The organism is Streptomyces sp. NPDC050422 (assembly GCF_044458665.1).
Taxonomy (GTDB): Bacteria; Actinomycetota; Actinomycetes; order Streptomycetales; family Streptomycetaceae; genus Streptomyces.
This window is the reverse complement of the sequence record NZ_JBITIE010000020.1, coordinates 1-25,756: the sequence shown is the minus strand read 5'-3', so window position 1 is coordinate 25,756 and position 25,756 is coordinate 1. Positions and strand designations below refer to the sequence as shown.

Here is a 25,756-nt window from a genome sequence, read left to right as displayed (position 1 = left end):
CTCTACTTCTGGATGGTGAGGAAGTCGGCCGGGTTGTCCACGAAGATCGTCTTGATCGCGGCCTCGTCGAGACCTGCGTCGCGGAGGTCGGGGATGAGGTCGTCGAAGAGGTAGTTGACGGTGTGGCCCTTCACGCCCGGCCAGCCCAGCGGGGAGCAGTTGGCGTCGGCGGAGGCGAGGACCTGCTTCAGCCGGCCGTCACCGATGAACCGGAGGAAGTGTTCGAGGCGTTCCTTGCGGGGACGGGCCCAGAACGGCGGATCCGGCAGCTCGGTCTCGTAGCCGAAGGTGTCGAAGCCGATACGTCCGCCCTGCTCCGCGATCCAGACGTCACGCGTCTTGTCGGCGTTCACGCCGTCGTCGACGTGCCCGAACAGGACGCGGTCCAGCGGCAGTCCCTCTTCGGCGAAGATCGCGATGGCGTTCTCGGCGTCGATCGCAAGGTGGGTCAGGATCGGCACACCGGTGGCGAGCGAGGCACGGGCCGCGGCGCGGTAGATGCGCTTGTCCAGGTCCGTCATGCGGCCGCCGCGGCTCACGCCGACCTTGATGACACCGGCACGGCTGCCGGTGTCCCCGATGCCGACGGTGATCTCGTGGACGAACTGCCGGGTGAGGTAGTCCACTTCGGCCCGCGCGAAGTGCGGCAGGGCGGTGTCGCCACCGACGAAGCCGGTGCAGGCGACGATGTGGACGCCGGTCTTGGCCGACAGCGACTTGTAGTAGTCGACGTCACGGCCGTTGCAGATCCCGGTCGCGTCGACGAAGGTCCCGCCGCCGCTCTCATGGAACGTGCGCAGCTTCGGTACGGTCTCCTCGTACCGCTGCTCGGGTGTCTTCCACCACTTCGTGTCCAGCTCGGAGCCGGGCATGCCGTAGCCAATGTGCTCATGGATGGCCACGAGGCCCAGCTCCTCGGCCGGGATCGTCCCGAGGACGGTGTTCACTCTCGACACAACACTCACCTTTGAATGAAGAGACTTGATGGTCGTGCGCGTCGGCGCGCTCAGCGCACCGACAGCAGGTCGCGCGGGTTGTCCACGAGAATCCGCTGCGCGTCCTCGTCGCTGAGACCCTGTGTCTTCAGGAGCGGGACGAAAGTGGTCAGGATGTGGCTGTACGGCAGGTCGTTGCCTGCGTGGCCCTTCGCCACCCCGGTCGCACTGCTCGACAGCAGGACCCGGTCGCCGTAGCCGGACCGCACGAGGTCGGCGACCAGTGCGGCGCGCTCGGCGTCGCTGATGTGGTCCTCGTCCTCCGGGCCGACGTGGTCGAGTGCGACGTAGGCGCCGCGGCGGGCGGCCTCCTGAGCTGCGCCGGCGGCGACGGCGTCCTTGCGGTCGAGTCCGGCGACGACGACGCGGTCGGCCGGCAGCTTCTCGTCCAGGGCGACATCGAGGTCGTGGACGGCGTCGCTCCCGTAGCGGACGGAGAGGGCGACGCCGGTGTTCAGGGCGGTCCGCGCCGCGCCACGCAGCAGGCTCTCGTCGGTCGCGGTCATTCCCTCACGGGTCGCGACGGTGGCCACCAGACCGGCGGCGGCGCGCCGCTCCACGCGCGGGACCACCATGCCCTCGGTGACCTCCTTGGTGAAGAGGTCGGCGAACTCCTCGGCCGGCCAGGGCGTCGGCGGGTTGGTCTGCGGCGTGAGGAAGTAGCCGCCGAGCAGTTCCTCCGGGCCCTGTCCCGTCGAGGCGACGATGTGCACGCCGGTCGTGCGGGAGAGGGCTTCGTACAGCCGGACGTCCCGGCCGTGGAACATGCCGGTGCTGTCGACGATCGTGCCGCCGCCGTGGACCCGGAAGTCCGTCAGCTTCGCGGCGAGGGTCTCGAAGACCTCGGCGCGGTCGATGGTGATGTCGAAGGCGTACTCCGCGCCCGGGACCACCGACAGCAGGGCCTCATGGACCGAGACGACGCCCAGATCCTCGGTCGGCACCGGCCCCAGAACGGTGTTCACGGTGTTGGTCTTGACGCTCATGCCTGCCCTCACATGTACGGGTGGGGTGCATTGCACCTTGTGGCTGGAGTCACCGTAGCCATTCGCTTTACATGGCGTCAATGAAACAGACACCTAGAAAAAATATTCATCTACGGGTGCACCGGGAACCGACGGGAGGAGAGCATTCATCCATCGTCTGCATGTGGCTGCATGTTAATCATTCATTTGTTGGATGTGATGCCAGCCACTTCACTGGGCGCATGACCACCCCATGCACTTCCGATATCGACCTCTTCGCGGACGAGGTCGTACTCGACCCCTATCCCGTCTACGCCGAGCTGCGGGAACAGGGATCCGTCGTCCACCTCAGGAAGAACGACGTCCATGTGCTGACGCGGTACGAAGCCATCCGCGGCGCGCTCGCCGACTGGCAGTCGTTCTCCTCGGACTCCATCGGGTTCAACCCGATGGTCAACGAGGCCCTCAGCGGCACCTCGCTCGCGTCCGATCCGCCGATGCACACCCAGCTGCGGGCGACGCTCACCGAGAACCTCTCACCCCGTGCGCTGCGCGGGCTGAAGGGGCGCATCGAGAGCAAGGCCGACGCCCTGGTCGCCGAACTCGTCGAACAGGGCAGCTTCGAGGCCATCGACGCCCTTGCCCGGGTCTTCCCCCTGGAGGTCGTCGCCGACCTGATCGGCTTCACCGGCCAGGCACGTGACAACATGCTGCGCTGGGGACAGGCCGCCATGCAGGTCATCGGTCCGATGAACCCGCGCACGGCGGAGAACTTCCCCATCGCCGGTGAGCTGTACGCCTGGTGCTCCCAGGTCCGGGCCACCGATCTGGCCGAAGGGTCCGTGGGACGCGGCATTTTCGACGCCGAGGCACGCGGCGCCATCGCGCCGGGTTCGGCCGGCGCCATCATCCACCAGTACCTCGGTGCGGGTGTCGACACCACGGTGGCGGCGATCGGCAACATCGTCGCCCTCTTCGGCTCACACCCCGACCAGCTCGACCTGGTCCGTGAAGACCCCTCGCTGGTGCCGGCTGCGTTCAACGAAGCGCTTCGCTTCTGGGCCCCCGTGCACGCCTGGGGCCGCCGCGCCACCGAGGAGGTCGAGATCGACGGGACCGTCATCCCCGCAGGCGCCCAGGTCGCCATCCTGTTCGGCGCCGGCAACCGCGACCCCCGGCACTTCGAGGACCCGGACACCTTCCTGGTCGGGCGCAACCCCGTCGACCACCTCTCGTTCGGCTACGGCCCGCACGGCTGCGCCGGTCAGGGGCTCGCCCGGCTGGAGGCCCACGCGGTGATCGACGCACTGTCCCGGCGCGTGAAACGCCTCGTGACCGGGCCCGAGGCAAGGATTCCCAGCAACATCACCCGGGGCATCGAAGAGCTCCACGTCCTGGAGGTGATTCCCGCATGAGGATCGTTCTCGACCGCCCCCGCTGCGAGGGCCACGGCCTGTGCGAGGAAGCCGCACCGCGGCTCATGCACCTCGACGACGACGGCGAGCTCGTCCTCGACCGCGAGGAGATCGACAGCGCCGACGCCGCCCCGGCGAACGCCGCCGTCCGTGTGTGTCCGGTCGCCGCGCTGAGGATCGCATGAGCGGCGCGACGCGGGACCGCGTCGTGGTCGTCGGCAACGGAATCGCCGGCCTCACCGCGGCCGACACGCTCCGGGAGGCGGGCTTCGAAGGCGAGCTGACGATCGTCGGCGACGAACCGCACCCGGCCTACAGCCGCCCGGCGCTCTCCAAGGCGCTCCTGCTCGACGGCGCGGACATGACGTCGCACGAGCTCCCCCCGGCCGGCCACGGGGCGACGGAACTCCTCGGCGTACGCGCGACCGGGCTCGACCTCGACCGCCGGCTCCTCACGCTCGACGACGGCACCGCCCTGCCGTACGACCGTGTCGTCCTCGCCACCGGCTCCCGGGCACGACGGCTGTCCGCCCAGCCCGGGGAGCTCACCCTGCGGGGACTGGACGACGCCCTGAACCTGCGCAGCCGGCTGGCGGGCCGGCCCTCGGTCGTGGTGGCCGGCGGCGGCCCGCTCGGGATGGAGATCGCTTCCGGGTGCCTGGCCGCCGGCTGCCGGGTCACCCTCGTCTCACAGGGCACGCCCCTGACGCGCCGGCTCGGCCCCTACCTCGCCGGCCTCTTCACCGGGGCCGCACGGGAACAGGGGCTCACCCTCGTGGAGACCGGATCGGCCCGGATCGAAGGGTCCGGGGACAGCTCCCGGGCCGTACTCGACGACGGCACGGTCCTCGAAGCGGACCTTCTCGTGTCGGCCGTCGGCGACATCCCCAACACGGAGTGGCTCGCGGACACGGGACTTGTCGCCGAGGGCGGCGTCATCCCGGTCGACGCGCGCGGGCTCGTCCGCCCCGGCGTCGCGGCCGCCGGCGACCTCGCGGCCGTCCCCACCCCGTACGGTCTGCGCCGCCTGCCGCTGTGGAGCAGCGCGATCGAGCAGGCGAAGACCGCCGCACGGGCACTCGTCCACGGCGAGGACGCGCCCCCGCTCCGGCTCCAGCCGTACTTCTGGACCGAACAGTTCGGGCTGCGCCTCAAGGCTGTGGGCTTCCTGCCGCTGGAGGGCGAACCCGCGTACGTCGACGGCGGTCCGGGTGGCGGGCCCGCGCTGATGCGCTGGTCACACGCCGACGGCACCGGGGCGGCCGTGGCGCTCAACTACCGGATCCCGATCCCCCGGCTGCGTCGCATGACCCGGGCGGACTCGTAAGGTTGGCTCCATGAGCGACGGCGAAGAGGGCACCAGAGGTTCGGGGTTGGACCGGCTGGCATCGGTCAACCTCAACCTGCTGGTGCCCCTCCTCGCACTCCTGGAAGAGGGCTCGGTGACCAGGGCGGCGGAGCGGGTGGGTCTCTCGCAGCCGGCGATGAGTCACGCCCTCACACGCATGCGGCGGCTGCTGGGGGACGACCTCGTCGTCCGGCAGGGGACCGGTGTCACGCTCACCCCGCGCGCTCTGGAGCTGATCGCACCGTTGCGCAGCGCCCTGGAGCAGACGGCACGCATCGTGGACTTCCCGTGCTTCGACCCCGCCACGGACCGGCGCGTGATCACGGTCGCCATGACGAACAGCACGGCCTTCGTCGTCGGGCCCCATCTGACCCGGCTCGTCGCCGAGCGGGCCCCGCACGCCACCTTGCGCGTGCGCACGATCACGGTGCCGACCGAGGCCACCTTCACCGACAAGGGCGTCGATGTGGTGCTGCTCTCCGAGGGCCACTTCGCTCCGTACCCGCGCGAGCGGCTGTACAACGACCGCTGTGTGGTGGTGGCCTCACCGGACACGCCGCCGGAGGCGAGCGCGCTCGAACTGCTGACCACGCAGCGGCACATCGTCGTCGACACCGAACGACGCGTCTTCCCCTACTCGTTGCTGGAGGAGAACGGGATCACCTACCGGGTCGGCCAGCTGATCTCCGACTTCCTGCTGGTGCCCTTCCTCGTCGCCCGGGCCGGCGGTGGGGTCGCGCTCCTGCGCTTCCAGGTGGCCACCGCCATGCGCGCACTCACCGATCTGCGGATCGAGGAGTTCCCCTTCCCGCTCCCGGGGCTGGGGATCGACATCGTCTGGAACCCGCGCCTGAGCGATCAGTACTTCACCGAGTGGCTGCGGGCGCTGCTGTTCGACGCCGCCGCGAGCCTGTGACCGCGGCCTCGCTCAGTGCAGCAGGCGTACCCAGCTGGTGGCGAGCTCGTCGAGCATCTGGTCGCGGGTGAGCTTCCAGTCGGCCTGGTGCCAGTTCTGGGCGACGAAGTCGAGCTGCGCCATCGCCAGCACGCCCCGGAAGTGACGCTGATACGGCTCCAGGCGCCCGGCCGCCGCCAGTCCGTCCTCGATATCGCCGATGGCCTCCTCCATCCATCGCTCGACCAGGTCGGTGAGCTCCGGATCGACCACCGCGGCGTCGCGGCCGACCCGGATGATGGGCCGGATGGCCGGCCAGCTGTCGGCGGTGCGACGGAGCCAGGCGGCGATCGCCTCCGGCGAACCGTCGGCGACGGTGGCCACCAGGCCCTGCGCGGTGGAGCCGTGCTCGGGAGAGCCGACGCGCTGCAGCACCTCGTTGAGCTGCTCGTCGATGAGCGCCTTCATCAGCTCGCTGCGGGAGGAGAAGTACGCGTAGAACGTCGCCCGCGTCGTGCCCGCCGCGGTCGCGATGTCGTCGACCGTGGTGACGGCGTACCCCTTCGTCTTGAACTGCTCGATTCCCGACTCCAGCAGCAGGCGACGGGTCATCTGCTTCTGTGCCTCACGAAGGTTCGCCATGACCGGATCCTAACGCGCTGTGGTGCGTCGATCGCACGGACCGGCTGTACACCACACACACCGCACCGAGTCCTGACGTGCCGTACAGCGACAGACCGGCGTTCACGCGGTTTCCGACGGGTGGCTCATGGGATCAGGCCGACCGCGAGCAGTTCCCTCAGCTCCGCGACCGTGATGCCGTACGTCTCCAGGACGCGCACCCCGTCCGGACCGGGCGCGAAGATGCCGTAGTCGGTGTAGACGCGGCTGACGCAGCCGGTGCCGGTGAGCGGGCAGGTGCAGACGGGGACCAGTTTGGGTGCGCCGTCCCGGGTGAACAGCCTCATCATCACCAGGACCTGCCGTGCGCCGACGGCGAGGTCCATCGCGCCGCCGACGGCCGGGACGGCGTCCGGATCGCCGGTGTGCCAGTTGGCCAGGTCGCCGTGGGCCGACACCTCGAAGGCGCCGAGGACGCACACGTCGAGGTGACCGCCCCGCATCATCGCGAAGGAGTCCGCGTGGTGGAAGTACGCCGCGCCGGGCAGCTCGATGACCGGCACCTTCCCGGCGTTCGTGAGGTCGGGGTCGATCTCGTCGTCCGCCGCGGCCGGGCCCATGCCGAGCATGCCGTTCTCGGTGTGCAGCACGATCCCCGCGTCCGCCGGCAGGTGCTCGGCGATCCTGGTCGGCTGTCCGATGCCGAGGTTCACGTAGGAACCGGGCGCGATGTCGCGGGCGATACGGGCCGCGAGTTCGTCGGTGGTGAGCGGGCCGCGGCCGAGGTGCTCCACAGGAGCCGTTCCGCGAGTGGTGTGGGTGGCCGGCATCAGCGGGCTCCTTGCACGGTGAGGTGTCGGGCCTCGGCCCGTACGAGGCGGTCGACGTAGATGCCGGGCGTGACCACGGCCTCCGGGTCGATCTCCCCGACGGGCACGATCTCGGTGACCTGGGCCACGACCGTCGTGGCCGCGGTGGCCATGACGGGGCCGAAGTTCCGGGCGGTCTTCCGGTAGACGAGATTGCCCATGGTGTCGGCGCGGAGGGCGGAGACCAGGGCCACGTCGCCCTTGATCGGGTACTCCAGGACGTGGGCACGCCCGTCGATCTCCCGGGTCTCCTTGCCCTCGGCGAGGAGGGTGCCGGCGCCGACGGGGCAGTAGAAGGCGCCGATACCCGCGCCTGCGGCCCGCATCCGTTCGGCGAGGGTGCCCTGCGGCACGACCTCCAGCTCGATGCGCCCGGCCCGGTACAGCTCGTCGAACACGTAGGAGTCGCTCTGCCGGGGGAACGAGCAGATCACTTTGCGGACCCGGCCCGCCTTGAGCAGCGCGGCCAGCCCCACATCGCCGTTCCCGGCGTTGTTGGACACCACGGTCAGCTCGCCGGCACCCTGCCGGATCAGGGCGTCGATGAGGTCGAACGGCATACCCGCCAGACCGAATCCGCCCACCAGGACCGTCGAACCGTCCTCGACACCCGCGACGGCCTCGTCGACCGTCGCGGCGATGGTCGTGATCATGACGGAGCCCCCTCGTGAGCGACGCTCTCCGCCCGCTCCCCGCTGCGGGCCGAGGCGAGCGGGACGGGCGTGAACATCTCGGGTTCCTCGTCGGGGGACAGCGCTGTGGGGCCGTACACCCAGTCGGTGAATCCGTAGTCGTGGTCGTCCCGGCCGCGCATGATCGCGTTGCGCTGCAGCCGCTTCTCCCCGTCCAGGTGCCACAGCTCGCCCCAGGCGCGGGCGGTGGTCTGCACCCGGCGGCAGTGCTCGACGCGGACCGCTTCGTAGGAGGCGAGCACGGCGTCCCAGTCCAGGGCCCCCGGAGTCGCGGCGGACTGCCGGGCGATATGCCGGGCGAAGACCCAGCCGTCCTCGATCGCCATGATCGCGCCCTGCGCCATGTACTGGAGCGGCGGGTGGGCGGCGTCGCCGAGCAGCGCGATCCTGCCGTGCACCCACGTCTCGATCGGGTCGCGGTCGAGCATCTGCCACCAGCGGTCGCGCCACATCAGGGGAATGCCCTTGCGCACGGTGTCGCAGGTGGCGGCGAAGGCCGCGTCCAGTTCGTCCGGCGTACCCCAGTCGTCCTGCCCGGCCAGCGCCTTCGGTGACTCGAACACGGCGACCTGGTTGAACATGTCTCCGCCCCGCAGGGCGTACTGCACGAAGTGGCAGCGCGGGCCGACGTACACGGTGACGTCCTTCTCCGCGATGCCGTTGTCACGGACCCGGTCGATCGGGACGGCCGCGCGGTAGGCGACGTAGTCGGAGCTGACCACGTCGTCGCCGACCAGCTTGCGCCGAGCCACCGAGTGCAGGCCGTCGGCGGCGATGACCACCGGCGCCTCCTCGGTCCGACCGTTCTCCAGGTGGACCACAGCTCCGCCGTCGGTGTGCTCGTAGTCGACGACCGCCTGGTCGGTCAGCAGCTCCACACCGGCCCGCCGGCAGGCGCGCAGAAAGATGCCGTGCAGGTCGCTGCGGTGGATCACCATGTACGGGAAGCCGTAGCGCCGCTCCAGATCCCGCAGGTCGAGCCGGGTCAGCTCCGTGGAGTCGAGGGCGTCGCGCATCACCATGTTCTCCGGGAGCACGCCCAGTTCCTTGGCCTCGTCGAGCAGGCCGTACTCGTCGAGGATGCGGGTGCAGTTGGGCGCGATCTGGAGGCCCGCACCGACCTCGCCGAACTCCGGGGCCCGTTCGAGGACACGTATGCGCAGCCCCTGCCGGGCGAGGGCGAAGGCGGAACTGAGGCCGCCGATACCGCCGCCGACGATGATCACGTCAGGGTTCTCGCCGGCGGGTGGGGTCGCAGGGTGGTTCATCGTCTTTTCCTCGAATCGCGTGCGGGCTGCTGAAGTCGTCGATGCGCTGTTGGGCCCCAGCGGTCAGAGCCAGCGGGCCAGGGCCGGTACGGGTCCGCCGTCCGCCGTGGTGAGTGTGTGCGCGCGCCCGGTGAGGTACGCCGTGATCTCGTGGAGGTCGCCGACGATCACGGTCGGCTCGCCCTCCCCGGGGAGCTTCCAGAACGCGCCGGTGCCCGTCGCCTCCAGAACCAGCGCCGGTCCGCCGTCCTTGGCGCGCTTGGCGACGACGTCGTCGCAGAGTGCGGCGAGGAAGCCGGCCGGCAGGTCGGCAAAGGTCGGACCGGTGCCCAGGTCGATCGCATGGACGCACACCTCTCGGGCGCGCATCCAGGGCAGTTCGGTGGCGGGCACGGTGCGGCCCTGGGCGGTCACGACCGGGGCCTGCCACTGCGCGTCACCGAGGGCGGCCGTCGAGCGGGCCAGCTCCTCCGCGGAACGGCGCAGCCAGGCGGTCAGTTCGACGGCCGCCATCCCGGCGCCCCGCTCGATACCGGCGGCGCGCTCCTCGGGCGACGCGTACATCGGCGTGTCTTCGCCGGTGGCGGCCCAGTGGACGAGGTTGCCCAGGGCGTCGGCGTTGGCGGCGACGTGCGCGACCAGGTGCTTGCGGGTCCAGACCGGCAGGGCGCTCGGTGCGTCCAGTCCGGCGTCGGCGAGGTCCGCCGCCTGTACGAACAGTGCGGTGCCGAGCTGCGCCCAGCGGCGCGCGTCCTCGAAGGTACGGGACATCAGGCGGACTTCTCCTTGACGACGCGGTTCTCCAGGCGGCCGAGGCCGTCGATCTCGGCGACGACGCTCTCGCCGCCCACCAGGTAACGGCCCGGCTTGCGGGCGTGCCCGACACCGCCCGGGGTGCCGGTGGCGATGATGTCGCCGGGGTTGAGGCGCGTGATCGTCGAGACGTACTCCACGAGCGCGACCGGGTCGAAGAGCAGGTCGGCGGTGGAGTCGGACTGCATGACCTCGCCGTCCACGGTCAGCCGGACGTCGAGAGCGGGGCGCACGCCGCCCGACAGTTCGTCGGGGGTGACCAGGCAGGGGCCGACGGGGGTGCTGGAGTCCCACATCTTGCCCTGCAGCCATTCACGCGTACGGAACTGCCAGTCCCGGCAGGTGATGTCGTTCAGCACGGTGAACCCGGCGATCGCCTGCTCGGCGTCCTCGCCCCGGACGCGGCGCACGCGCTTGCCGATGACCACCGCGAGTTCCACCTCCCAGTCGAACTGCTCGGTCTCGTCCGGCCGGAGGATGTCGTCGCCCGCGCCGATGAGCGAGTCGGCGAACTTCGCGAACAGGGTGGGGTGCTCGGGCAGGTCCCGGCCCATCTCGGTGATGTGGGTGCGGTAGTTGAGCCCGACGCAGATCACCTTCGAGGGCTGCGGGACGACAGGCGCGTACTCGGCGCCTTCCACGGTGTACGTCCCCGCGTTCTCGGCGGTGGCCGCGGCGGCGTACTCGGCCCAGTCGTCCCGGCCCAGCAGGGTGCCCACGTCGGGGACGCCGAGGTCGATCAGGACGTCGCCGTCGACCCGGACGGCTTTGGTGGTGCCGTCGGTACGGAGGGTGGCGAGCTTCATCGGGTGGTTCCTTCCACATGGGTGCGGTCGAGCCGGAGGGCTTCGAAGATCGGGGAGTCGCTGAAGCGGAACAGGTCCAGGGCGCCGGAGTCGGAGTCGGTGGTGCCGGCCTCGGACCGCACGGACAGGGGCTGCCAGGAGGGGACGACGAAGAGGTCGCCGCGCGTCACGGTCCAGGACTTCTCGCCGACGGTGACGGTGCCGGAGCCGTCGAAGACCTGGTAGACCGATGAGCCGGTCTCACGGACCGGAGCGGTCTCGGCGTCGCGCACGACGCGGTGCATCTCGGCGCGGATGGTCGGCAGCACGTCGGCGCCGGTCGCCGGGTCGGTGAACCGTACGGCGGCGTGGCCGGGCTCGACGGTGCCGGCGAAGCCCTCCGCCTCCAGGGCGAGCTGGTCACCGAGGGCCCGGTCGGTGTGCTCCCAGCGGTATGCGAGCAGGGGAGTGCCCGGATTGGGCCCGGCGGCCGCGACCGGGCGCAGCCCGGGGTGTCCCCACAGGCGCTCGGCGCGCGAGCGGTCGGGAGTGGAGTGCTCGGCCTCGCTGATCTCGTCCCGGCCGAACTCGAAGAACTGGGTCTCGTTCGCGTACTGGAACGGGATGTCGAGTCCGTCGATCCAGGCCATCGGCTCGGTGGTGGCGTTGTGGTGCGCGTGCATGTTCCACCCGGCCTGCGGCAGGAAGTCGCCGCGCCGCATGGCCACGGGGTCACCGCCGACGACCGTCCACACGCCCTCGCCCTCGACGACGAACCGGAACGCGTGCTGGGTGTGGCGGTGCTCGGGGGCGTCCTCCCCCGGCATCAGGTACTGGATGGCGGCCCACAGGGTGGGCGTGGCGAAGGGCCGGCCGCCCAGGGACGGGTTGGCCAGTGCGATGGCACGGCGTTCTCCGCCGCGGCCGACCGGGACGAGCTCTCCGGCCTGTGCCGCGAGCGCCCGCAGCTGTTCCCAGCGCCACACGTGCGGGACGGCACGTGAGCGTGGGTGCGTCGGCATCAGGTCACCGATCTCGGTCCACAGCGGGACGAGGAGTTCCTGTTCGAAGCCCCGGTACAGCTCCTCGAGTGCCGGGGTGACCTTGGGCTGACCGGCCGCGGAAACGGCCTGCAGACGGACGGGGGAGCCCGTGGCGGTGTCTTGAGCGAGGGAGGACTGAGTCACGGCCTCAGCGTGCGTCGGGTTCGCAGACAAGACATGTAGATTCTGGAGAGCAGAATTGCGGCTCGATGCTCGGGCTCCACGCTCGGGCTCCACGCTCGGGCTCGGGCTCGGGCTCGGGCTCGGGCTCGGGCTCGGGCTCGGGCTCGGGCTCGGGCTCGGGCTCGGGCCCCCTGAAGGGTCCCGCCGAGCCGCGGCCGTACCCAGGAGGCCCCCGTGGACAAGCCGCTCAAGACGCCGCCGCCGTATCCCATCGCGAGCGTCGACCACGCCCTGCGGGCTGCGACCATGCTGCAGTTGGAAGGCACGGCGACCGTTTCGCAGATCGCCGAGCGGCTGGGAGTGGCCCGGTCCACCGCTCACCGGCTCCTGGCGATGCTGGTCTACCGGGACTTCGCCGTGCAGGACGAGAACCGGGTCTACCGGGCGGGCCCCGTCCTCGAACTGGCGGCCCACTCGCAGTCGCAGGTGTCCCGGCTCCGGGCCGCCGCCCTCCCCCACCTCCACCGGCTGGTCAGCCTGCTGGACGAGACGGCGAACCTCACCATCCGCACCGGGGACACGGCCAGGTTCATCGCGAGCGTGGAGAGCCGGCAGGCGCTGCGGGTCGGCTCCCGGGAGGGAATGGTGTTCTCCGCCCACCGTACGACCGCGGGGCTGCTCCTCCTGTCCGGACTGGACGACGCCGAACTGGCGGAGATCTACTCCGCCACGCGCTACCGCGACCGCCCCGCGGACCGCCCCGACCTCGCACAACTGCGGAGCGAACTGACGCGCATCGCCCGCAACGGCTTCGCCGTGAACCAGGAACGCTCCGAGCGCGGCCTCGTCGCGGTGGGCGTCCCCGTGCGCGGCGAGGGCGGGACGGCGCAGGCGGGCCTGTCGGTGTCGATGCCCAGCGTGCGCTACCACCCCCACGACCTCCCGTCCCTGGTCGCGACCCTCAACGCCGCGGCACGCGCGGTGGAAACGGACCTGGCCGCGGCGTTCTGAGCCGGCCGGCGGAACCACATCGCTTTACATCAAGGCAATTCACCTTAGGTTACGTAGATTTCATTGACACACCGTAAGGCGAAGTGACATTCTCCACGGCACCGCGCTGGATTCGAGCCGCGTGCCCTTCCCCCCTCCGCCATGACCACGGCGGCGGCTCGTAGCACCTGTCCGCACAGGAGAGACCCGCGGCACTCGACGACAACCCCGTCGGCGTGCCCGGATCCAGGGGCCCGGCGTGAACGGTGAGCGACGCAACGCTCCCCTCCCCCTCGCTACGGCCGTCGGCCGGAGCCCGTCCCGCCCGACGGCGGGGCACACACCCTTCCCAGCCAGGGAGAAAGCAATGACGCTCAACAACGGGACGACGACGTCCCACGGCCCAACCGCGGGGGCTGCCCGGAAGCCGGGCTACGCGGGAACGCTGGCTGCCACCAGCTGTGCGGTGTTCGTGGCGCAGGTCGCCAACGCGCTGCCGGCCTCCCTCAACGGACTCTTCCAGGAGGACCTGAACACCCACGGCTCGCAACTGACCTGGATCACCTCGGCCTTCATGATCGCGGTGGTCTGCTTCGAGTTCACCTTCGGCGTGCTCGGTGACCGGTTCGGCCGCAAGAAGCTGATCACCGCCGGCGCGGCCCTCATCGCCGTCGGCAGCACAGTGGCCGCGGTCGCGCCGAGTGTGCAGGTCCTCTGGATCGGTGCCGCGATCAACGGTCTCGGCGCCGGAGCCCTCTTCCCCGGCTCGCTCACCATGCTCGCCTCGGTCACCCGTAACCCCCGGGAACGGGCTCAGGCCGTCGCGCTGTGGAGCGGATTCCTGTCCGCCGGTGCGGCCGTCTCCCCCCTCCTCGGCGGGGCCTTCGCCAAGGTCGGCTCCTGGCGCGGCTCCTTCCTCGTCCTTGTCGCGCTCGCCGCACTGTCCATCGTGCTCACGCTTTCGCTGACCGCGGAGTCCAGATCGGCCAAGCGCCGCGAGCTCGACGTCCCGGGCCAGATCACCTTCGCCCTGGGTCTCATCCTGGTGCTGTACGCCGCCGTCGAGGGGCCCGAGTCGGGGTGGACGACCCTCCCCGTGATCCTGTCCGCCATGCTCGGCCTCTGCTTCCTCGCGGGTTTCGTCCTGGTCGAGGTGGGCGCCGAGTCCCCGATCTTCGACCTGACCCTGTTCAGGAACCGGGCCTTCGCCGTGTCGTCCGTCGTCGCGGTGATCGGCATGCTCGCCTTCCTCGGCGCCTGCTTCGCGACGAGCATGTGGCTCGGCCCGATCCAGCACCAGGACCCGCTGCGCGTCGCCGTCCCGTTCCTGCTGCTGCAGGGGCCCGCGTTCGTCCTGATCCCGGTCGTCTCCCGGCTGTTGCACCGGGTCGCCCCGACCTGGTTGCTGACGTCGGGATTCCTCCTGATGGCCGTCGGCTGCCTCCTGTGCACCCAGCTCGATGTCACCGACCTCGACCTGACCGCCTTCGTCGTTCCCGACCTTCTGATCGGCGTCGGCTTCGCACTGTGCGTCAGCTCGGTGACGGCCGTGGCGCTGGACAGCGTGCCTCCGCAACTGGCGGGCATGGCGAGCGCGACGACCAACATGCTCCGCGACCTCGGCTTCGCGCTCGGACCCGTCGTCGTCGGCGCGGTCGCCCTGAGCAAGGCGGCATCGGCCTTCTCATCGAACCTGGGCGGGGCGGACCTGTCGGTGGAGAACCTCGGAGCCGCGCGCGGGATCGCCGCGGAGGGCGGCCCGATCGCCGTGAACAGCCTGCCGGCCGGCACCCCGGGGTCGGCGGCGCACGATCTCGCGCTCGACGCCCTGGGCAGCGGCTTCGGCAACGCCTTCCTGATCTGCGGCATAGCCGCCGCCGTGGCAGCGGTCCTGACCGCCGTCGGCATGATCGGCGTCAAGCCCCACCGCTCCCCCGCCCAGCCCCCTGCCGAGGCGGCGGCCACTGCGGCGGGCGGCACACCCGAACGGGCTGCGATGTAGCGGCCCGCCGGAGCTATTCGGCGCAGTACTGCGGTGCTTCGTCCAGATTCTCTCTCGTGATCAGGGCGAGAGGGATCTGGGCGATCTTGTCGGCCTTCGCCGGGTCGTCGAGCCTGGCGACGGCGTTCTTCACCGCCGTCTCGCCGATCACCTGCGGTGAGTTGGCCACGGTGGCGGAGAACCGTCCGTCCCTGACGGCGGCCAGCCCCTTGTCCGTACCGTTCTCGGTCACGATCCTGACCCCCTTCCCGCCGGCCTCGTCGAACGCCTTGCGGACCGCGAACGCCATCTCCTCGTTGGCGACGAAGGCGTAGTCGAGGCCCGGGTGGGCCTGGATCATGTTCTCCGCGACGTCCTGGGCCTCGACGGGGTTGAACATCCCGGGCTGGTTCGCCACCGCCTTCGCATTCGCCGGCAGAGCCCCGGTGAATCCAGCCACCATCAGGTCCGACGCGGCCCCGGGCGCCCCCGCCACGATGCCCACCTCGGCCTGCTTCCCGCCGGCGTCCTTCTCGATCCAGCCGGCGTCCAGGGCGCCGAGCTTCTTGAGGTCGACGACGGCCGCGCCGAGGATGCCGTCGACGTCGTCGGTCGCGACCGACGTCAGGAAGATGGGTACGTCGGCGGATTCCGCCTTCGCGATGTCTCCGTCGAGCGCGTCGACATTGACCGTCTGCACGATCAGCGCATCGACGTTGCGCGAGATCATGTCCTCGATGTTGGACAGTTCCTTGCCGGGGTCCATCTTGGAGTTGGTGAAGTAGAGCTTCGCGCCGACCTCTTCCGTCTGCTTCTCGACGGCCTTCTGCAGGCACGTGGCGAACTCGCTGGTGTCGCCGTTGACGAAGCCGAGGGTGACGGAGCTGTCGCTCGCGCTGTCGGCTCCGGCGCCGCAACCACTGAGCACGATGGTGGTATCCACGGGGCCCGTCGGCAAGGGTCGTGAACGTCATGTCGTACTGGATGACGACGCCGACTTCGAGCGCCTTGTCGGTCAGGATCTTGTGGAGCTGCGGCCTGGTGAGGCCGTTCATGGGCGGCAGGTCGGACCCGGGGATGCGGACCCCGGGCATCTCGCGGATGAGATTGCCGTCCACATCCAGCATGTGACCCCAGGCCGTGGTCGCGTATCCGACGGCCATGCACGCCTCGGCACAGCCGATCGCGTCCAACGCCCGCAGCGCGTTCACCGGCTGCTGGCTCACCGTCGCTCCTCACGCACTGGTGCACACCGGCCGGGCCCTCGCACAGTACCCCGAGGTGCGTTTCGCCGCGGCCGTGACCGGGCGGACCAATCTCGCCGCCTCCGGGCTCTGCCGCACGACCGATGGCCTCTACGACTTCCTCACCGAGAAGATCGGCGCCCTGGACGACGTACACACGGCGGAGACCGTCCTCACTCTCCGCCGGGTCAAGACGCTCACGACCGAGCCCTCGTCACACACCACCGGCCTCGGCTGAGAGTCTCCGCACCCTCCGGATCACGCCCGACGACTCCACCACGCCCTTCCGCCCTTTCCCGATCGTCTACAGTTCAGCAGAACGTCTACATGGTTGTAGTCGCTCAATCGCCCTGTCCCCGGCCGGCGCCCGCACGTCTGCCCCCATTCAGTGAGAGGCCACCGTTCATGGCCGTACACGTCCCATGGTCGGCCGCAGCGTGACGCGCCGCCCGCCCGTGAGCCTGTGCGGCCAAGTGGCCCTGGCCGCCGCGGCCGCCTTCGCCCTGCTCACCGCGGCCACGCTCCGCGCGACGCACGGGCTGCTGCCCGGCGACGCGGCGCTGCACCACTGGTCCCTGACGCACCGGTCCGCGGCTGCGGTGGCTCTCTTCCGCGCGGTCACCGCGACAGGGACGGGAGTCATTCCTTTCGCCGCGGTGGTCCTTGCGGGCCTGTCCGTGGGCGGCACCATCAGGCGGCGTGTCATCACTGCCGCCTCACTCGCGCTCTGTCTCGGCTCCGCGCAGGTGCTGCGCTACGGAGTCATGACGCGGGTCGCCCGCCCCCGGCCACCGCTCGCCGACTGGGCGACGCACGCGTCGGGCTGGTCCTTCCCGTCGGGTCACGCCACCACCGGCGCAATAACAGCAGGCCTGCTGATCGCTGCCCTGCGCCTGCGGGGCCCGCGCATCCCGCGCGTGGCCGCCGTCCTGATCGGCATGTGGGGCGCGGCCGTGGGGCTGAGCCGCATCTACCTCGGCGTGCACTGGTTCAGCGACGTCGTCGGCGGCTGGCTCTTCGCCGCCGCCTGGCTGGCACTGACCGTCTGCGCGTACCTGCTGGCCGGTCGAGGAACCGTACGGTGACGGGTGGCCGCATCCTCGTCGTGGAGGACGACCACGCCCTGCGCGACGTACTCCTGCGTGGCCTGCGGGACGAGGGCTTCGACGCGTCGCCGGCCCAGAACGGTGCGAGTGCCCTGCGCCTGGCCGCCGAAGGTTTCGACGCGGTCGTGCTGGACGTCGGGCTGCCGGACGCGGATGGCCGGGACGTGTGCCAAGCCCTGCGGGCCAACGGGTACGTGGCCCCCGTCGTGTTTCTCACGGCTCACCACACGATCAACGACCGGCTCACCGGGTTCTCCGCAGGCGGTGACGACTACCTGGCCAAGCCGTTCCACCTCGCTGAGCTCGCCGCCCGTCTGCGGGCGGCCCTGAGACGTGCCGGCCCCAGGGCTCCGGCCGTGGCGGGGGACCTGGTGCTCGATCCGGTGCGCTTCACCTGCACCGCCGCAGGTCAGCCGGTCGACCTCACCCCGACCGAGTTCCGGCTGCTGGCCACCCTCATCGCCGCCACCGGGGGCCTCGTGCAGCGCCGGGAGCTGGTCCGGGCCGGCTGGCCGGAAGGCGCACGGGTCACCGACAACACCCTCGACCAGTACCTGACCCGTCTGCGCCGCAAACTCCGTAGCGCGGGCAGCGCCCTGACCGTCGCGACCAGCCGGGGAATGGGGCACCGGCTCTCGTGAGGATCCTCCGGCACGGGCCCGGCACCCTGCGTGGGCGGCTCGCCCTGGTCGCCGTCACCGCCGCGGCGCTCCTGGTGCTCGCACTGACCGTCGCCTTCAACGGTCTTGTTCGCCAGCGGCTCCAGCAACAGGCGGACGACCACCTGCACACCCGGGCCACCACTGTGGCCGCGACCGTGGACACCACAGGTGCCTCGGCCCGCGTGGTGGAGGTTCCCCACGACGATCTGCTCGACGCCGACGTGTGGATCTACGCCGGGCCGGAGCGGATCGAAGCGCCTCCCGCTGCCGTCGAGGGGCCGCTCACTCTTGCCGCCGACGCCCTCGCCGCCGGTGGCGGCAGCCGTTGCCTCACCCTGGACGGCAAGGAGCCGATACGGCTGTGCACCCAGCCCGTCCCCGGCTCCGGGCCCTCCCCCGCCGCCGTCGTCACCGCGCTCGCCCTCGCCCCCTACCGCAGCCTCGCGCAGACCGCGCTGTACGCGTCCCTCGCGCTGGACGTCACCATGCTCGCCTGCACCTACGTCCTGACCCGGCTCGCAGTGGGCCGCGCACTGCGCCCGGTGCAGGCCATGACCGACCAGGCGACCAGATGGAGCGCGTCGGCCGCCGACGGCCGCTTCGGCCACGGCAGCCGGCCGGCCGAACTCGAACGGCTGGGCACCTCGTTGGACGCGCTGCTGGACCGTATCCGGGCAGGGCTGCGCCACGAACAGCAGTTGGCCAGGGAGCTTTCACACGAACTGCGGAACCCGCTCGCCCGGATCATCGCCGAACTCGACTGGTGGCGCGGCCGGCCCCGCTCCGCCGCCGAGACGGAACTCGCCTGCGCGGCGATCGCCGATGCCGCCCAGTCGATGCGAACGATCTGCGACACCCTGCTCGACGACGCCCGTGGCACCGCCGCCACCGCGCTGCCCGGGACCGCCGAGATACTGCCCGCCCTGCTCCGCCTCGTCGACCATTGCTCCGCTCCCCGGAAGGTCGAGGTCGCGGTCGCGGACCAGGGCCTGACGGCCGGCGTGCCGGTCGCCTTGCTCGAACGTACGGTGAGCCCGCTGCTGGACAACGCGTTGCGCTACGCCCGTTCCAGCGTCCGGGTCACGGCCCGTGGACAGGAGGGGAGCGTTCTCATCGAAGTGACCGACGACGGTCCGGGCGTGCCCCCGTCCTTCAACGCGGACCTCTTCCGTCCGGGACGGCGAGCCGATCCCGACGACGGCCACGGCGGAGCGGGCCTGGGGCTGCCGCTCGCACAACGCCTCGCCCGCTCCGCCGATGGAGACGTGCGACACGACGAACAGCACGGCCCCGGCGCCCGGTTCGTCGTCACGTTGCCGGCTGGCTGAACTCCTCCCGCTCCGTCACATCACGCCGCGACACGGCCAGGAACACCACCAGTGCGAGGATCACGGCCAGGAACAGCACGCTCGTGATCACCGTGCCCAGGGCCAGGCCGCCCTCGTCCGCCGGCTGCGACAGGTAGTCGCCCACCGACGCGCCCAGCGGCCGGGTGAGGACGTAGACGGTCCAGAAGCTCAGGACCGCGCCGAGCCCCATGGCATAGCGAGCCAGGGCGACCGCTGCGATCACGAGGCCGAACAGCAGCGCCGCCACCCAGTAGCCCAGGGAGAGTTGCTCCGCCAACAAGTCACCGACGGCCGTGCCCAGAGCGAAGGTGAGCAGCACCGCCACCCAGTAGAACGCCTCGCGGCGCACCGAGTCGACGCGGCGGATGGACAGAGTTCCCTCGGTCGTGAACCAGATGAGGAACGCGGCCGCCAGCGCCACCGCGAACACGGCGGTGGTGGTCTGCAGCGGCACACCCAGGTTGTCGGTGAGATTGTCGGTGATCAGCGTGCCCACGATGCTGACCAGCACGACGACCAGCCAGTAGACCCCGGGCCGGTAGGCGCTGGTGCGCATCTGTGCGATCAGGGCCACGACCAGGAGGGCACTCATCACCACCGATGTGCCGGTCAGCCCCATGCCCAGCTGACCGTTGAGGTAGTCCGCCGCTGTCTCGCCCACCGTGGTGCACAGCACCTTGATCACCCAGAAGTAGGCGGTGATCTCGGGGACCTTGTTCCAGCGCACCCGGGCCGTGCCACTGTCGGAGGCAGGGGGTTGCTGCGTCTCGTATGTCATGCCGCCAGACGTTGCCAGTCCCCACCTGAACGCATCCTGAGCACGTGCACCCCCGGCGCACTCATGCGGCACGGCCGGCCCGTCCGCGGCGACAGCGTCCCGCCATGCTGACCGCGACAGAGCCCGGGTGCGGACCTGCGCGTCGGCCTCAACACCGCTCAGATCCTGCTCGCCGCCGGCCTTCACTCCCGCCCCGCCCGCGCGCCCTGGCCCGGACACTGCGCCGCCCCCGCATCCTGCCGGCCGGTCTCGCGCTTCACCTGACGGCTCCGCTGCTGATCATCTCGGGCATCGCGCTCGCGCTGCGCTGTTCACCCGACTCCGACGGCATGATCGCCGCGCTGATCCTGACCGTAACCATGCCGGTGGCCGCCGGAGCCGCCGAGTCACGCGATCCCGGGCTGCGGTAGCAGCGAGGCGCCACTGGAAACGTCGTCCCGGCTCTGGAGCAACCCCGAAGATCGTCAGGAAAGGCCCAGCAGACCGGCGGCGGGAACTGATGCCGCGCCCCACCCCAGCAGAGGACGGGAGTACCGTGAAGACATCGGGAGAATCGTCACCGACGGCTCATGCGCCGTGGCGGCTCCCGATCGAGAACAGGGCCGGAGGCGATCGTGAGTGATCATGGAACGTATGCCCGGCGAGAGGGCCCATGCCCAGCGCTGACGAGTCCTTCCAAAGCCCGGTCGGAGCCATCGGAAGAATCACCGTGGGGATCCCTCCGGATGGACCGGGTGAGGTCTTGGTGTCTGTGCGCGGAGGCTCGGAGACGTACGCGGCGTGGTCGCGTACCGGCACCGCCCTCGCAAGAGACACACGGGTCGTCGTCATCGACTCCATTTCGGCACGCTCGGTGATCGTCGAGCCGCTGCCGTCCTGAACGGTCCTGCGAAGGCCTTGAAAAGTGAGTTGCGTCCCGATACTCGACGGGAGTTCTCTCATGTTGTTCTGGCAGGTCCCCGCGCCCAATGAGGCCATGCTCATATCCGGTACGAAACGGCAGGCGCAGGCGACACAGTTCCGTATCGTCACAGGTCACGGCAGTTTCGTACTGCCTGTGAAGCAGAAGGCCCGGATGCTGTCCCTGGCACTGCGGGAAGCGGAGATCGCGGAGGACTGCGTAACCCAGCAGGGCATCCGGCTGAGTGTGCGCGCGGTCTGCGTGTTCAAGGTCGGTGACGACGCGGTTTCGATCGCCAACGCAGCCCGCCGATTCCTCTCCGAGCAGGAACGGATGGAGGAGCTCGTCGGCCGGATCTTCGCCGGCCACCTCAGGTCCATCGTCGGCGGACTGACCGTCGAACAGATCATCCGGGAACGCAACCGGGTCGCCCAGGAGGTGATGGCGGGCAGTCACAGCGAGATGGAGAAGCTCGGCATCGTCGTCGACGCGCTCCAGATCCAGGAGATCGAGGACGCCACGGGATACATCAACAACCTTGCGGCTCCGCATGCCGCCGCAGTCGCCAGCCAGGCGCGAATCGCCCAGGCCAAGGCCGACCAGGAGGCGACCGAACGCGAACAGCAGGCGGCCGCCCTCAAGGCGGAGTACGAGCGGGACACCGCGATCAAGCGGGCCGGGTTCCTCGCCGAGACCGAGCAGTCCAACGCCCGCGCCGCCCAGGCCGGCCCGCTCGCTCAGGCCAGAGCGTCCCACGAGGTCATCGAAGAACAGACCGCGCTCGCCCAGCGCCAGGCCGAACTGGCAGCCCAGCGCCTCGAAGGAGAAGTCAGGCGCCCGGCGGACGCCGAGGCATACCGACAGCGCACCCTGGCCGAAGCCGCCCGGGACCGTGCCAAGTTCGAGGCGGACGGCAACGCCTACACCGAGCGGACTCTCGCACAGGCCCAGGCCGACGCGAACGCCGCCCGCGCCCTCTCGCTGCGCGATGGCAACCAGGAGTTGATCGCCGCCAACCGTGTGGTGGAGAACCTGCCGGCCCTCGCCGACGCGGCCGCCCGCGGTATGTCGAGCGCTACGCTCACCGTCCTCAACGGCACCGAGGGCGTCAATCAGATCGCCGCGGGTGTGGTGGGCCAGGGCCTGGCCATCCTCGATTCGCTTCAGAACACGAAGAGTCCTGACGTTGACGGAAAGAGGAGCTTGCGGATTCCCGGCCCGACCCCGTAGCCGGCCGGCCTCCTTACGCCCCTGATCTGGCTGCCTGGGCGTCCGGTCGGCGGGAACCGGCCTTCGTGTCCTCGTGAGCCGGGTCAGGTTTCCTCGGCGGAACGGATCCTGGAGCCCGGCTGCCACCGTCCGGCGCACGAGCGGCGGAGGGAGGCACGCCGGGCGAAGGCGTCGTTGGGTCTTTCGAAGGTGCGGCGGAGCGTTACCGCCGAGTGAGTGGCGTTGACGATGGCGCTGTGAGTGGGCGGGCACAGGCGGGGAGAGACATGGGGCCACGCCGCACACTCACCCAAGGAGCCCTAGATGAAGCGCGCCACCATGGCCACCGCCTGTGCCGCCGCACTGTTCGCCGCAGCCCTGACCGGGTGCTCCGACAGTACGAGCCACACATCGGAGGAGGCATACGGCTCCACCCCGAGCGCCTCGCCCTCGAAACCGGCCACCGTCGACACGAAGTCCGTGGACAAACACGGCGCCATTCTCGTCGACGAGAAGGGCCGCACCCTCTACCTCTTCCTCGCCGACAAGAAGAACAAATCGAACTGCACGGGTGACTGCGCCAAAGCCTGGCCTCCGCTGCTCAGCAAGGGGGACGCCAAGGCCGGCATGGGCGTGAACCAGAAACTGCTCGGCATCACCAAGCGCTCCGGCGGAGACCAGCAGGTCACGTACAACGGCCATCCCTTGTACTACTACGCCGGCGACAAGAAGCCTGGCCAGACGAATGGCCAGGCCCTCAATCAGTTCGGCGCCGAGTGGTACGTCCTGGACGCCAAGGGCAAGCAGGTCGAGAGCTGAGCCGGTAGGACGGCATGAGTTCGCACCACGGCGAAGCCGACCGCAAAGCCTTCGCAACCAGTGCCGTGCTCGCCGTGCTGCTGCCTATAGCGGTAGCCGTCGGGATCTACCTATTCGGAGCCCACCACACCCCGCACTACAACAACGGACTCTTCGGGGACCATGGCAACGCCGCAGTCGAACTCAAGGCCCGACTCAGCACCGCGTTGCTCGGCCTCGCCCTCATCCAGCTCGGCCTCGCCCTGTGGATGTACGGCCGTGTGCCCGGTGCCCGCTCCGCGCCCCGACCGGTGCGCCGGGGACACCGCGCGCTCGGATTCCTCGCCTTCCTCTTCTCGCTGCCGATCGCCTACCACTGTCTTACGACCTACGGGATCGAGACGACGTCCCCGCGGGTCGCGATCCACTCCTTCGCCGGATGCGCCCTCTACGGTGCGTTCGTGGCCAAGGTGATCGTCGTACGCAGCAGGCGCCTGCCCGGCCGGCTGCTCCCGATGATGGGCGCCCTGCTCGTACTCGGTGTGGCCCTCCTCTGGTACACCGCCGCTCTGTGGGCCCTGAACGGAGACTCGGTGCCAGGCCTCTCCTCCGCCTGAGGTCACCCGCTCCGGGCATCACGGTGGCGTTGGGCCGTCCGTGGGCCAGCAGTGTCGTACATCGGGAGAGGGTGGACAGCTCGGCGGGGAGTGAGAGCTCGTCGATCGTCCGACGGTCCGTCGCGGGCCGTGGAATACCGGTCCCGCACGGGCCGGGGTGGGCGGAGCCGGTTCAGCCCGTCGCCTGGGTGATCCGCTTCAGGTGGTAGTAGTCGGCCACACAGGTGCCGGGCCACAGCGTGCGGCCGTGGTTGCCGAAGGGGTCGCGCATGTGCCCCACTGACGCCGGTACGTACGGCAGGACTTCGGCCCCCTGCCGTACCTGCTCCCGCAGGAGTCGGTCCTGGCGGTCCCAGTGGGCCGCCCGGTCGGCCATGTCCCGCTCGAGGCCGATCAGGGGGACGGCGAACCCCACACAGGTCACCGCGCACAGCAGCGCCGCCGCAGCCGTCAGGGCGGCGGCGGATCTGGGGGCGCCCCGCAGGGCTCTGCCCAGCAGGGCGCCGACTCCGGTGAGCAGCAGTACGTAGACGAAGAGGTAGTCGTTCCAGGTGCGGGTTCCATACGTCATCATGCTGTTCCCGAAGGCGGGCAGGGTGACGAGGGTGCAGAGGTATCCGGCCAGCAGCAAGGCGACCACGCCGGCCACGGCGGGGATGAGAGGCCGGCTGAGCAGGGGGCCGTCGGTGCGCGCGTCGGCGTCTCGCAGCAGGACGCCCAGCAGAATGCCGACGGCCAGTGCGCCGACGTAGGTCCAGGTGGTCAGGACGGTTCCCAGGATGTCGCCGAACATGCGCAGTGCGGTGCTCAGCGACTGAGGGTCCGCGAGGGACGTGGCGTCGGTGCCGAACCGGGTGCGTCGTGAGCGGGAGCCGGGGGACGTGTAGAGGACGATCATCCCCACGACCAGAGCGGCCAGCGCGACGCCGCACCAGCGGCGGGTGCGGGTGCGCTCGGGCCCGGGCGACGAGCGGAAGCTGAGGAGCAGCGCAGCGCAGAGCAGCACGCCCGCTGTGATCGATGTTCCTTCGGAAAGGGTGCCGATGAACAGACCCGCCACGACACAGACACAGAGGGCGAACACGTGTCCCCGGCGGGTCCGGGTGCGCAGGAGGGGGATCACCGCCGCGGCGGCCAAGACCGGGGCGAGTGTGTGGGAGACGGAGGAGGCCGGCCAGTAGAACGTCTTGTACGTGTTCGGGGTGGCGAAGAGGAACACCGCCACGATCATCGATGCGACGAGGAGCGGGACCCCGCGTGGCGCGGTCCGCCCGGTACGGTGCAGGGCGGCGACGACCAGCGCCCACACGGCAGCGAGGATCAGGAGCCCGCTGACTGCGGCGTACCACTGGTGGCCCGCCACGCCGTAGGCCCCGTACGCCGCGACCATCAGGGCGTTCGCGATGCGCCCGTTGTCGTGGAGGTAGAACTTCCCGATCATGCCCGCGACGCCGTCGTCCCGCAGCACGGGCAGGAAGCACCAGTCGTCGCCGCCGGGCCGCACCAGCCGGCCGATCCACATCGCCGCGGCCAGCAGGCCCAGCGGGAAGACGGCCAGGGCGGCCGCCCGGAACGGGGCTCCGAACCTCTGTCCGGTGCCGCGACCGGCCTGGCGAGGCGCGTCCTCGGTGGATTGCGGGGTGCCTGCCGTTCCCGGTGTTTCCGCGGTCATGGGTGTGACGGTGCCCTTCGTTCGGTGCCTGTGTGTACGCGTGGAGGGGTGGTGCGGCGCTACTTCAGTCGCCGGTCCGGCCGGAGCGGGTGCCGGCGGTCACCTGCTCGGGCTCCGGTGGCAGGGAGGCGGCCGCACCCGAGGTGATCGCCCACCGGGCGACCAGGAACGAGAACGGTGTGGCGAGAATCCCCGCAGCAAGCGCGGCGATGTTCTTGCCGATGCCGAGATGACTCACCCCGATATAGAGAAGGGCGCCGGAGAGCACGAGGTTGACGAGGCTCGACAGCGGATAGCGGAGAAACGACCGCCATGTCGGCCTGATCCGCAGAGTGATGAAGGAGTTGAGCAGGAATGATCCGACAATACTGACGCAGTATCCGATGACGTGTGAGGCCAGGTACGGGATCCAGTTGTTGAGTGTCGCGTACACCGCCAGATAGACGGCCGTATTGACGATACCGATCATCGCGAAGACGATGAACTGACGCAGCGTGCGGGATCGCGTGGAACCGGAGGTGCTCGAAGCGCCGCCGCCGGCACGTATCGGCGGATCCGGAGCGGGCGGGCCCGGGTGGTCACTCGATTCCCGGACCAGGTAGTGCGGCCGGTTCTTC

28 protein-coding genes are annotated in these 25,756 nt (G+C 70.3%); 15 read left to right on the top strand and 13 right to left on the bottom strand.

All coding sequences use genetic code 11. The features are described from left to right. Positions 1 to 2: 2 nt before the first annotated feature. Together ACIBJG_RS29050 and ACIBJG_RS29045 are read right to left on the bottom strand one after the other, a co-directional pair. Entirely contained in the window at positions 3 to 956 is a 954-nt protein-coding gene (locus tag ACIBJG_RS29050; RefSeq protein ID WP_399311866.1) for a phosphotriesterase, read from the bottom strand. A 50-nt stretch (positions 957 to 1,006) separates the two neighbouring features. Then, on the bottom strand, positions 1,007 to 1,981 hold the full coding sequence (locus ACIBJG_RS29045) for a phosphotriesterase (protein ID WP_399311864.1): 975 nt from the start codon (positions 1,979 to 1,981) through the stop codon (positions 1,007 to 1,009). 221 nt (positions 1,982 to 2,202) lie between these two features. Between ACIBJG_RS29045 and ACIBJG_RS29040 the strand changes: the two genes are divergently transcribed. From ACIBJG_RS29040 to ACIBJG_RS29025, 4 genes are read left to right on the top strand one after another with little or no spacing between them, the layout of a single operon-like run. Beyond that, complete coding sequence (locus ACIBJG_RS29040) at positions 2,203 to 3,375, top strand: cytochrome P450 (RefSeq protein ID WP_399311862.1); 1,173 nt, start codon at positions 2,203 to 2,205, stop codon at positions 3,373 to 3,375. After that, complete coding sequence (locus tag ACIBJG_RS29035; RefSeq protein WP_399311860.1) at positions 3,372 to 3,560, top strand: ferredoxin; 189 nt, start codon at positions 3,372 to 3,374, stop codon at positions 3,558 to 3,560. Before ACIBJG_RS29040 ends, ACIBJG_RS29035 begins: the two co-directional genes overlap by 4 nt. Beyond that, a complete protein-coding gene (locus ACIBJG_RS29030) occupies positions 3,557 to 4,702 on the top strand; it encodes an NAD(P)/FAD-dependent oxidoreductase (protein ID WP_399311858.1) in 1,146 nt (381 codons plus the stop codon). The genes ACIBJG_RS29035 and ACIBJG_RS29030 overlap by 4 nt, the downstream gene beginning before the upstream one ends. A gap of 10 nt (positions 4,703 to 4,712) precedes the next feature. Next, positions 4,713 to 5,639, top strand: a complete 927-nt coding sequence (locus tag ACIBJG_RS29025; RefSeq protein WP_399311856.1) for a LysR family transcriptional regulator — start codon at positions 4,713 to 4,715, stop codon at positions 5,637 to 5,639. Positions 5,640 to 5,651: 12 nt separating this feature from the next. Here the strand turns inward: ACIBJG_RS29025 and ACIBJG_RS29020 are convergent, their stop codons facing one another. The 7 genes from ACIBJG_RS29020 to ACIBJG_RS28990 form a co-directional block, all read right to left on the bottom strand. Next, positions 5,652 to 6,260, bottom strand: a complete 609-nt coding sequence (locus ACIBJG_RS29020; protein WP_399311854.1) for a TetR/AcrR family transcriptional regulator — start codon at positions 6,258 to 6,260, stop codon at positions 5,652 to 5,654. A 125-nt stretch (positions 6,261 to 6,385) separates the two neighbouring features. Further along, entirely contained in the window at positions 6,386 to 7,069 is a 684-nt protein-coding gene (locus ACIBJG_RS29015; protein ID WP_399311852.1) for a 3-oxoacid CoA-transferase subunit B, read from the bottom strand. Continuing rightward, a complete protein-coding gene (locus ACIBJG_RS29010; RefSeq protein ID WP_399311850.1) occupies positions 7,069 to 7,761 on the bottom strand; it encodes a 3-oxoacid CoA-transferase subunit A in 693 nt (230 codons plus the stop codon). The genes ACIBJG_RS29015 and ACIBJG_RS29010 overlap by 1 nt, the downstream gene beginning before the upstream one ends. Continuing rightward, complete coding sequence (locus ACIBJG_RS29005; protein ID WP_399311848.1) at positions 7,758 to 9,068, bottom strand: FAD-dependent oxidoreductase; 1,311 nt, start codon at positions 9,066 to 9,068, stop codon at positions 7,758 to 7,760. Before ACIBJG_RS29005 ends, ACIBJG_RS29010 begins: the two co-directional genes overlap by 4 nt. 63 nt (positions 9,069 to 9,131) lie before the next feature. After that, positions 9,132 to 9,839, bottom strand: coding sequence for a maleylpyruvate isomerase family mycothiol-dependent enzyme (locus tag ACIBJG_RS29000; RefSeq protein WP_399311846.1), 708 nt, complete (start codon positions 9,837 to 9,839; stop codon positions 9,132 to 9,134). Continuing rightward, positions 9,839 to 10,687 carry a fumarylacetoacetate hydrolase family protein gene (locus ACIBJG_RS28995; protein WP_399311844.1) on the bottom strand — a complete coding sequence of 283 codons (849 nt, stop codon included), beginning with the start codon at positions 10,685 to 10,687 and terminating at the stop codon, positions 9,839 to 9,841. The genes ACIBJG_RS29000 and ACIBJG_RS28995 overlap by 1 nt, the downstream gene beginning before the upstream one ends. After that, on the bottom strand, positions 10,684 to 11,853 hold the full coding sequence (locus tag ACIBJG_RS28990; RefSeq protein WP_399311843.1) for a cupin domain-containing protein: 1,170 nt from the start codon (positions 11,851 to 11,853) through the stop codon (positions 10,684 to 10,686). Before ACIBJG_RS28990 ends, ACIBJG_RS28995 begins: the two co-directional genes overlap by 4 nt. Before the next feature lie 213 nt (positions 11,854 to 12,066). Between ACIBJG_RS28990 and ACIBJG_RS28985 the strand changes: the two genes are divergently transcribed. Together ACIBJG_RS28985 and ACIBJG_RS28980 are read left to right on the top strand one after the other, a co-directional pair. After that, positions 12,067 to 12,843 carry an IclR family transcriptional regulator gene (locus ACIBJG_RS28985; protein ID WP_399311841.1) on the top strand — a complete coding sequence of 259 codons (777 nt, stop codon included), beginning with the start codon at positions 12,067 to 12,069 and terminating at the stop codon, positions 12,841 to 12,843. Positions 12,844 to 13,189: 346 nt separating this feature from the next. Then, complete coding sequence (locus tag ACIBJG_RS28980; RefSeq protein WP_399311839.1) at positions 13,190 to 14,824, top strand: MFS transporter; 1,635 nt, start codon at positions 13,190 to 13,192, stop codon at positions 14,822 to 14,824. 13 nt (positions 14,825 to 14,837) lie between these two features. On the opposite strand, the gene ACIBJG_RS28975 is transcribed toward ACIBJG_RS28980, so the two are convergent. After that, the gene (locus ACIBJG_RS28975) at positions 14,838 to 15,746 is read right to left on the bottom strand and encodes a sugar ABC transporter substrate-binding protein (RefSeq protein ID WP_399311837.1); all 909 of its coding nucleotides are present in this window, start codon (positions 15,744 to 15,746) and stop codon (positions 14,838 to 14,840) included. A 218-nt stretch (positions 15,747 to 15,964) separates the two neighbouring features. Here ACIBJG_RS28975 and ACIBJG_RS28970 point away from each other — a divergent pair, with 218 nt between their 5' ends. The 4 genes from ACIBJG_RS28970 to ACIBJG_RS28955 all read left to right on the top strand — a co-directional run bounded on the left by ACIBJG_RS28970 (position 15,965) and on the right by ACIBJG_RS28955 (position 19,143). After that, a complete protein-coding gene (locus ACIBJG_RS28970) occupies positions 15,965 to 16,285 on the top strand; it encodes an Lrp/AsnC family transcriptional regulator (protein ID WP_399311835.1) in 321 nt (106 codons plus the stop codon). A gap of 199 nt (positions 16,286 to 16,484) precedes the next feature. Continuing rightward, positions 16,485 to 17,132, top strand: coding sequence for a phosphatase PAP2 family protein (locus tag ACIBJG_RS28965; protein ID WP_399311833.1), 648 nt, complete (start codon positions 16,485 to 16,487; stop codon positions 17,130 to 17,132). Next, positions 17,129 to 17,794: a response regulator transcription factor gene (locus tag ACIBJG_RS28960; RefSeq protein ID WP_399311831.1), complete on the top strand. Its 666-nt coding sequence runs from the start codon at positions 17,129 to 17,131 to the stop codon at positions 17,792 to 17,794. Before ACIBJG_RS28965 ends, ACIBJG_RS28960 begins: the two co-directional genes overlap by 4 nt. Continuing rightward, positions 17,791 to 19,143, top strand: coding sequence for a sensor histidine kinase (locus ACIBJG_RS28955; protein WP_399311829.1), 1,353 nt, complete (start codon positions 17,791 to 17,793; stop codon positions 19,141 to 19,143). The genes ACIBJG_RS28960 and ACIBJG_RS28955 overlap by 4 nt, the downstream gene beginning before the upstream one ends. On the opposite strand, the gene ACIBJG_RS28950 is transcribed toward ACIBJG_RS28955, so the two are convergent. Next, on the bottom strand, positions 19,124 to 19,942 hold the full coding sequence (locus ACIBJG_RS28950; protein WP_399311827.1) for a hypothetical protein: 819 nt from the start codon (positions 19,940 to 19,942) through the stop codon (positions 19,124 to 19,126). The two genes, ACIBJG_RS28955 and ACIBJG_RS28950, sit on opposite strands and share 20 nt — an antisense overlap. A 104-nt stretch (positions 19,943 to 20,046) precedes the next feature. Between ACIBJG_RS28950 and ACIBJG_RS28945 the strand changes: the two genes are divergently transcribed. The 5 genes from ACIBJG_RS28945 to ACIBJG_RS28925 all read left to right on the top strand — a co-directional run bounded on the left by ACIBJG_RS28945 (position 20,047) and on the right by ACIBJG_RS28925 (position 23,467). Further along, positions 20,047 to 20,352, top strand: a complete 306-nt coding sequence (locus ACIBJG_RS28945; RefSeq protein ID WP_399311825.1) for a hypothetical protein — start codon at positions 20,047 to 20,049, stop codon at positions 20,350 to 20,352. A 335-nt stretch (positions 20,353 to 20,687) separates the two neighbouring features. Further along, positions 20,688 to 20,822, top strand: a complete 135-nt coding sequence (locus tag ACIBJG_RS28940; protein WP_399311824.1) for a hypothetical protein — start codon at positions 20,688 to 20,690, stop codon at positions 20,820 to 20,822. Between the two features lie 60 nt (positions 20,823 to 20,882). Continuing rightward, on the top strand, positions 20,883 to 22,073 hold the full coding sequence (locus ACIBJG_RS28935) for an SPFH domain-containing protein (protein WP_399311822.1): 1,191 nt from the start codon (positions 20,883 to 20,885) through the stop codon (positions 22,071 to 22,073). 303 nt (positions 22,074 to 22,376) lie between these two features. Further along, positions 22,377 to 22,871, top strand: a complete 495-nt coding sequence (locus tag ACIBJG_RS28930) for a hypothetical protein (protein ID WP_399311820.1) — start codon at positions 22,377 to 22,379, stop codon at positions 22,869 to 22,871. A 14-nt stretch (positions 22,872 to 22,885) separates the two neighbouring features. Beyond that, on the top strand, positions 22,886 to 23,467 hold the full coding sequence (locus ACIBJG_RS28925; protein ID WP_399311819.1) for a DUF6529 family protein: 582 nt from the start codon (positions 22,886 to 22,888) through the stop codon (positions 23,465 to 23,467). A 172-nt stretch (positions 23,468 to 23,639) separates the two neighbouring features. Here the strand turns inward: ACIBJG_RS28925 and ACIBJG_RS28920 are convergent, their stop codons facing one another. Both ACIBJG_RS28920 and ACIBJG_RS28915 read right to left on the bottom strand, forming a co-directional pair. Continuing rightward, on the bottom strand, positions 23,640 to 25,139 hold the full coding sequence (locus ACIBJG_RS28920) for a DUF6056 family protein (protein ID WP_399311817.1): 1,500 nt from the start codon (positions 25,137 to 25,139) through the stop codon (positions 23,640 to 23,642). A gap of 64 nt (positions 25,140 to 25,203) precedes the next feature. Next, positions 25,204 to 25,756, bottom strand: a 553-nt coding sequence (locus ACIBJG_RS28915) for a GtrA family protein (RefSeq protein ID WP_399311815.1), incomplete at its 5' end; no start/stop codon positions are given.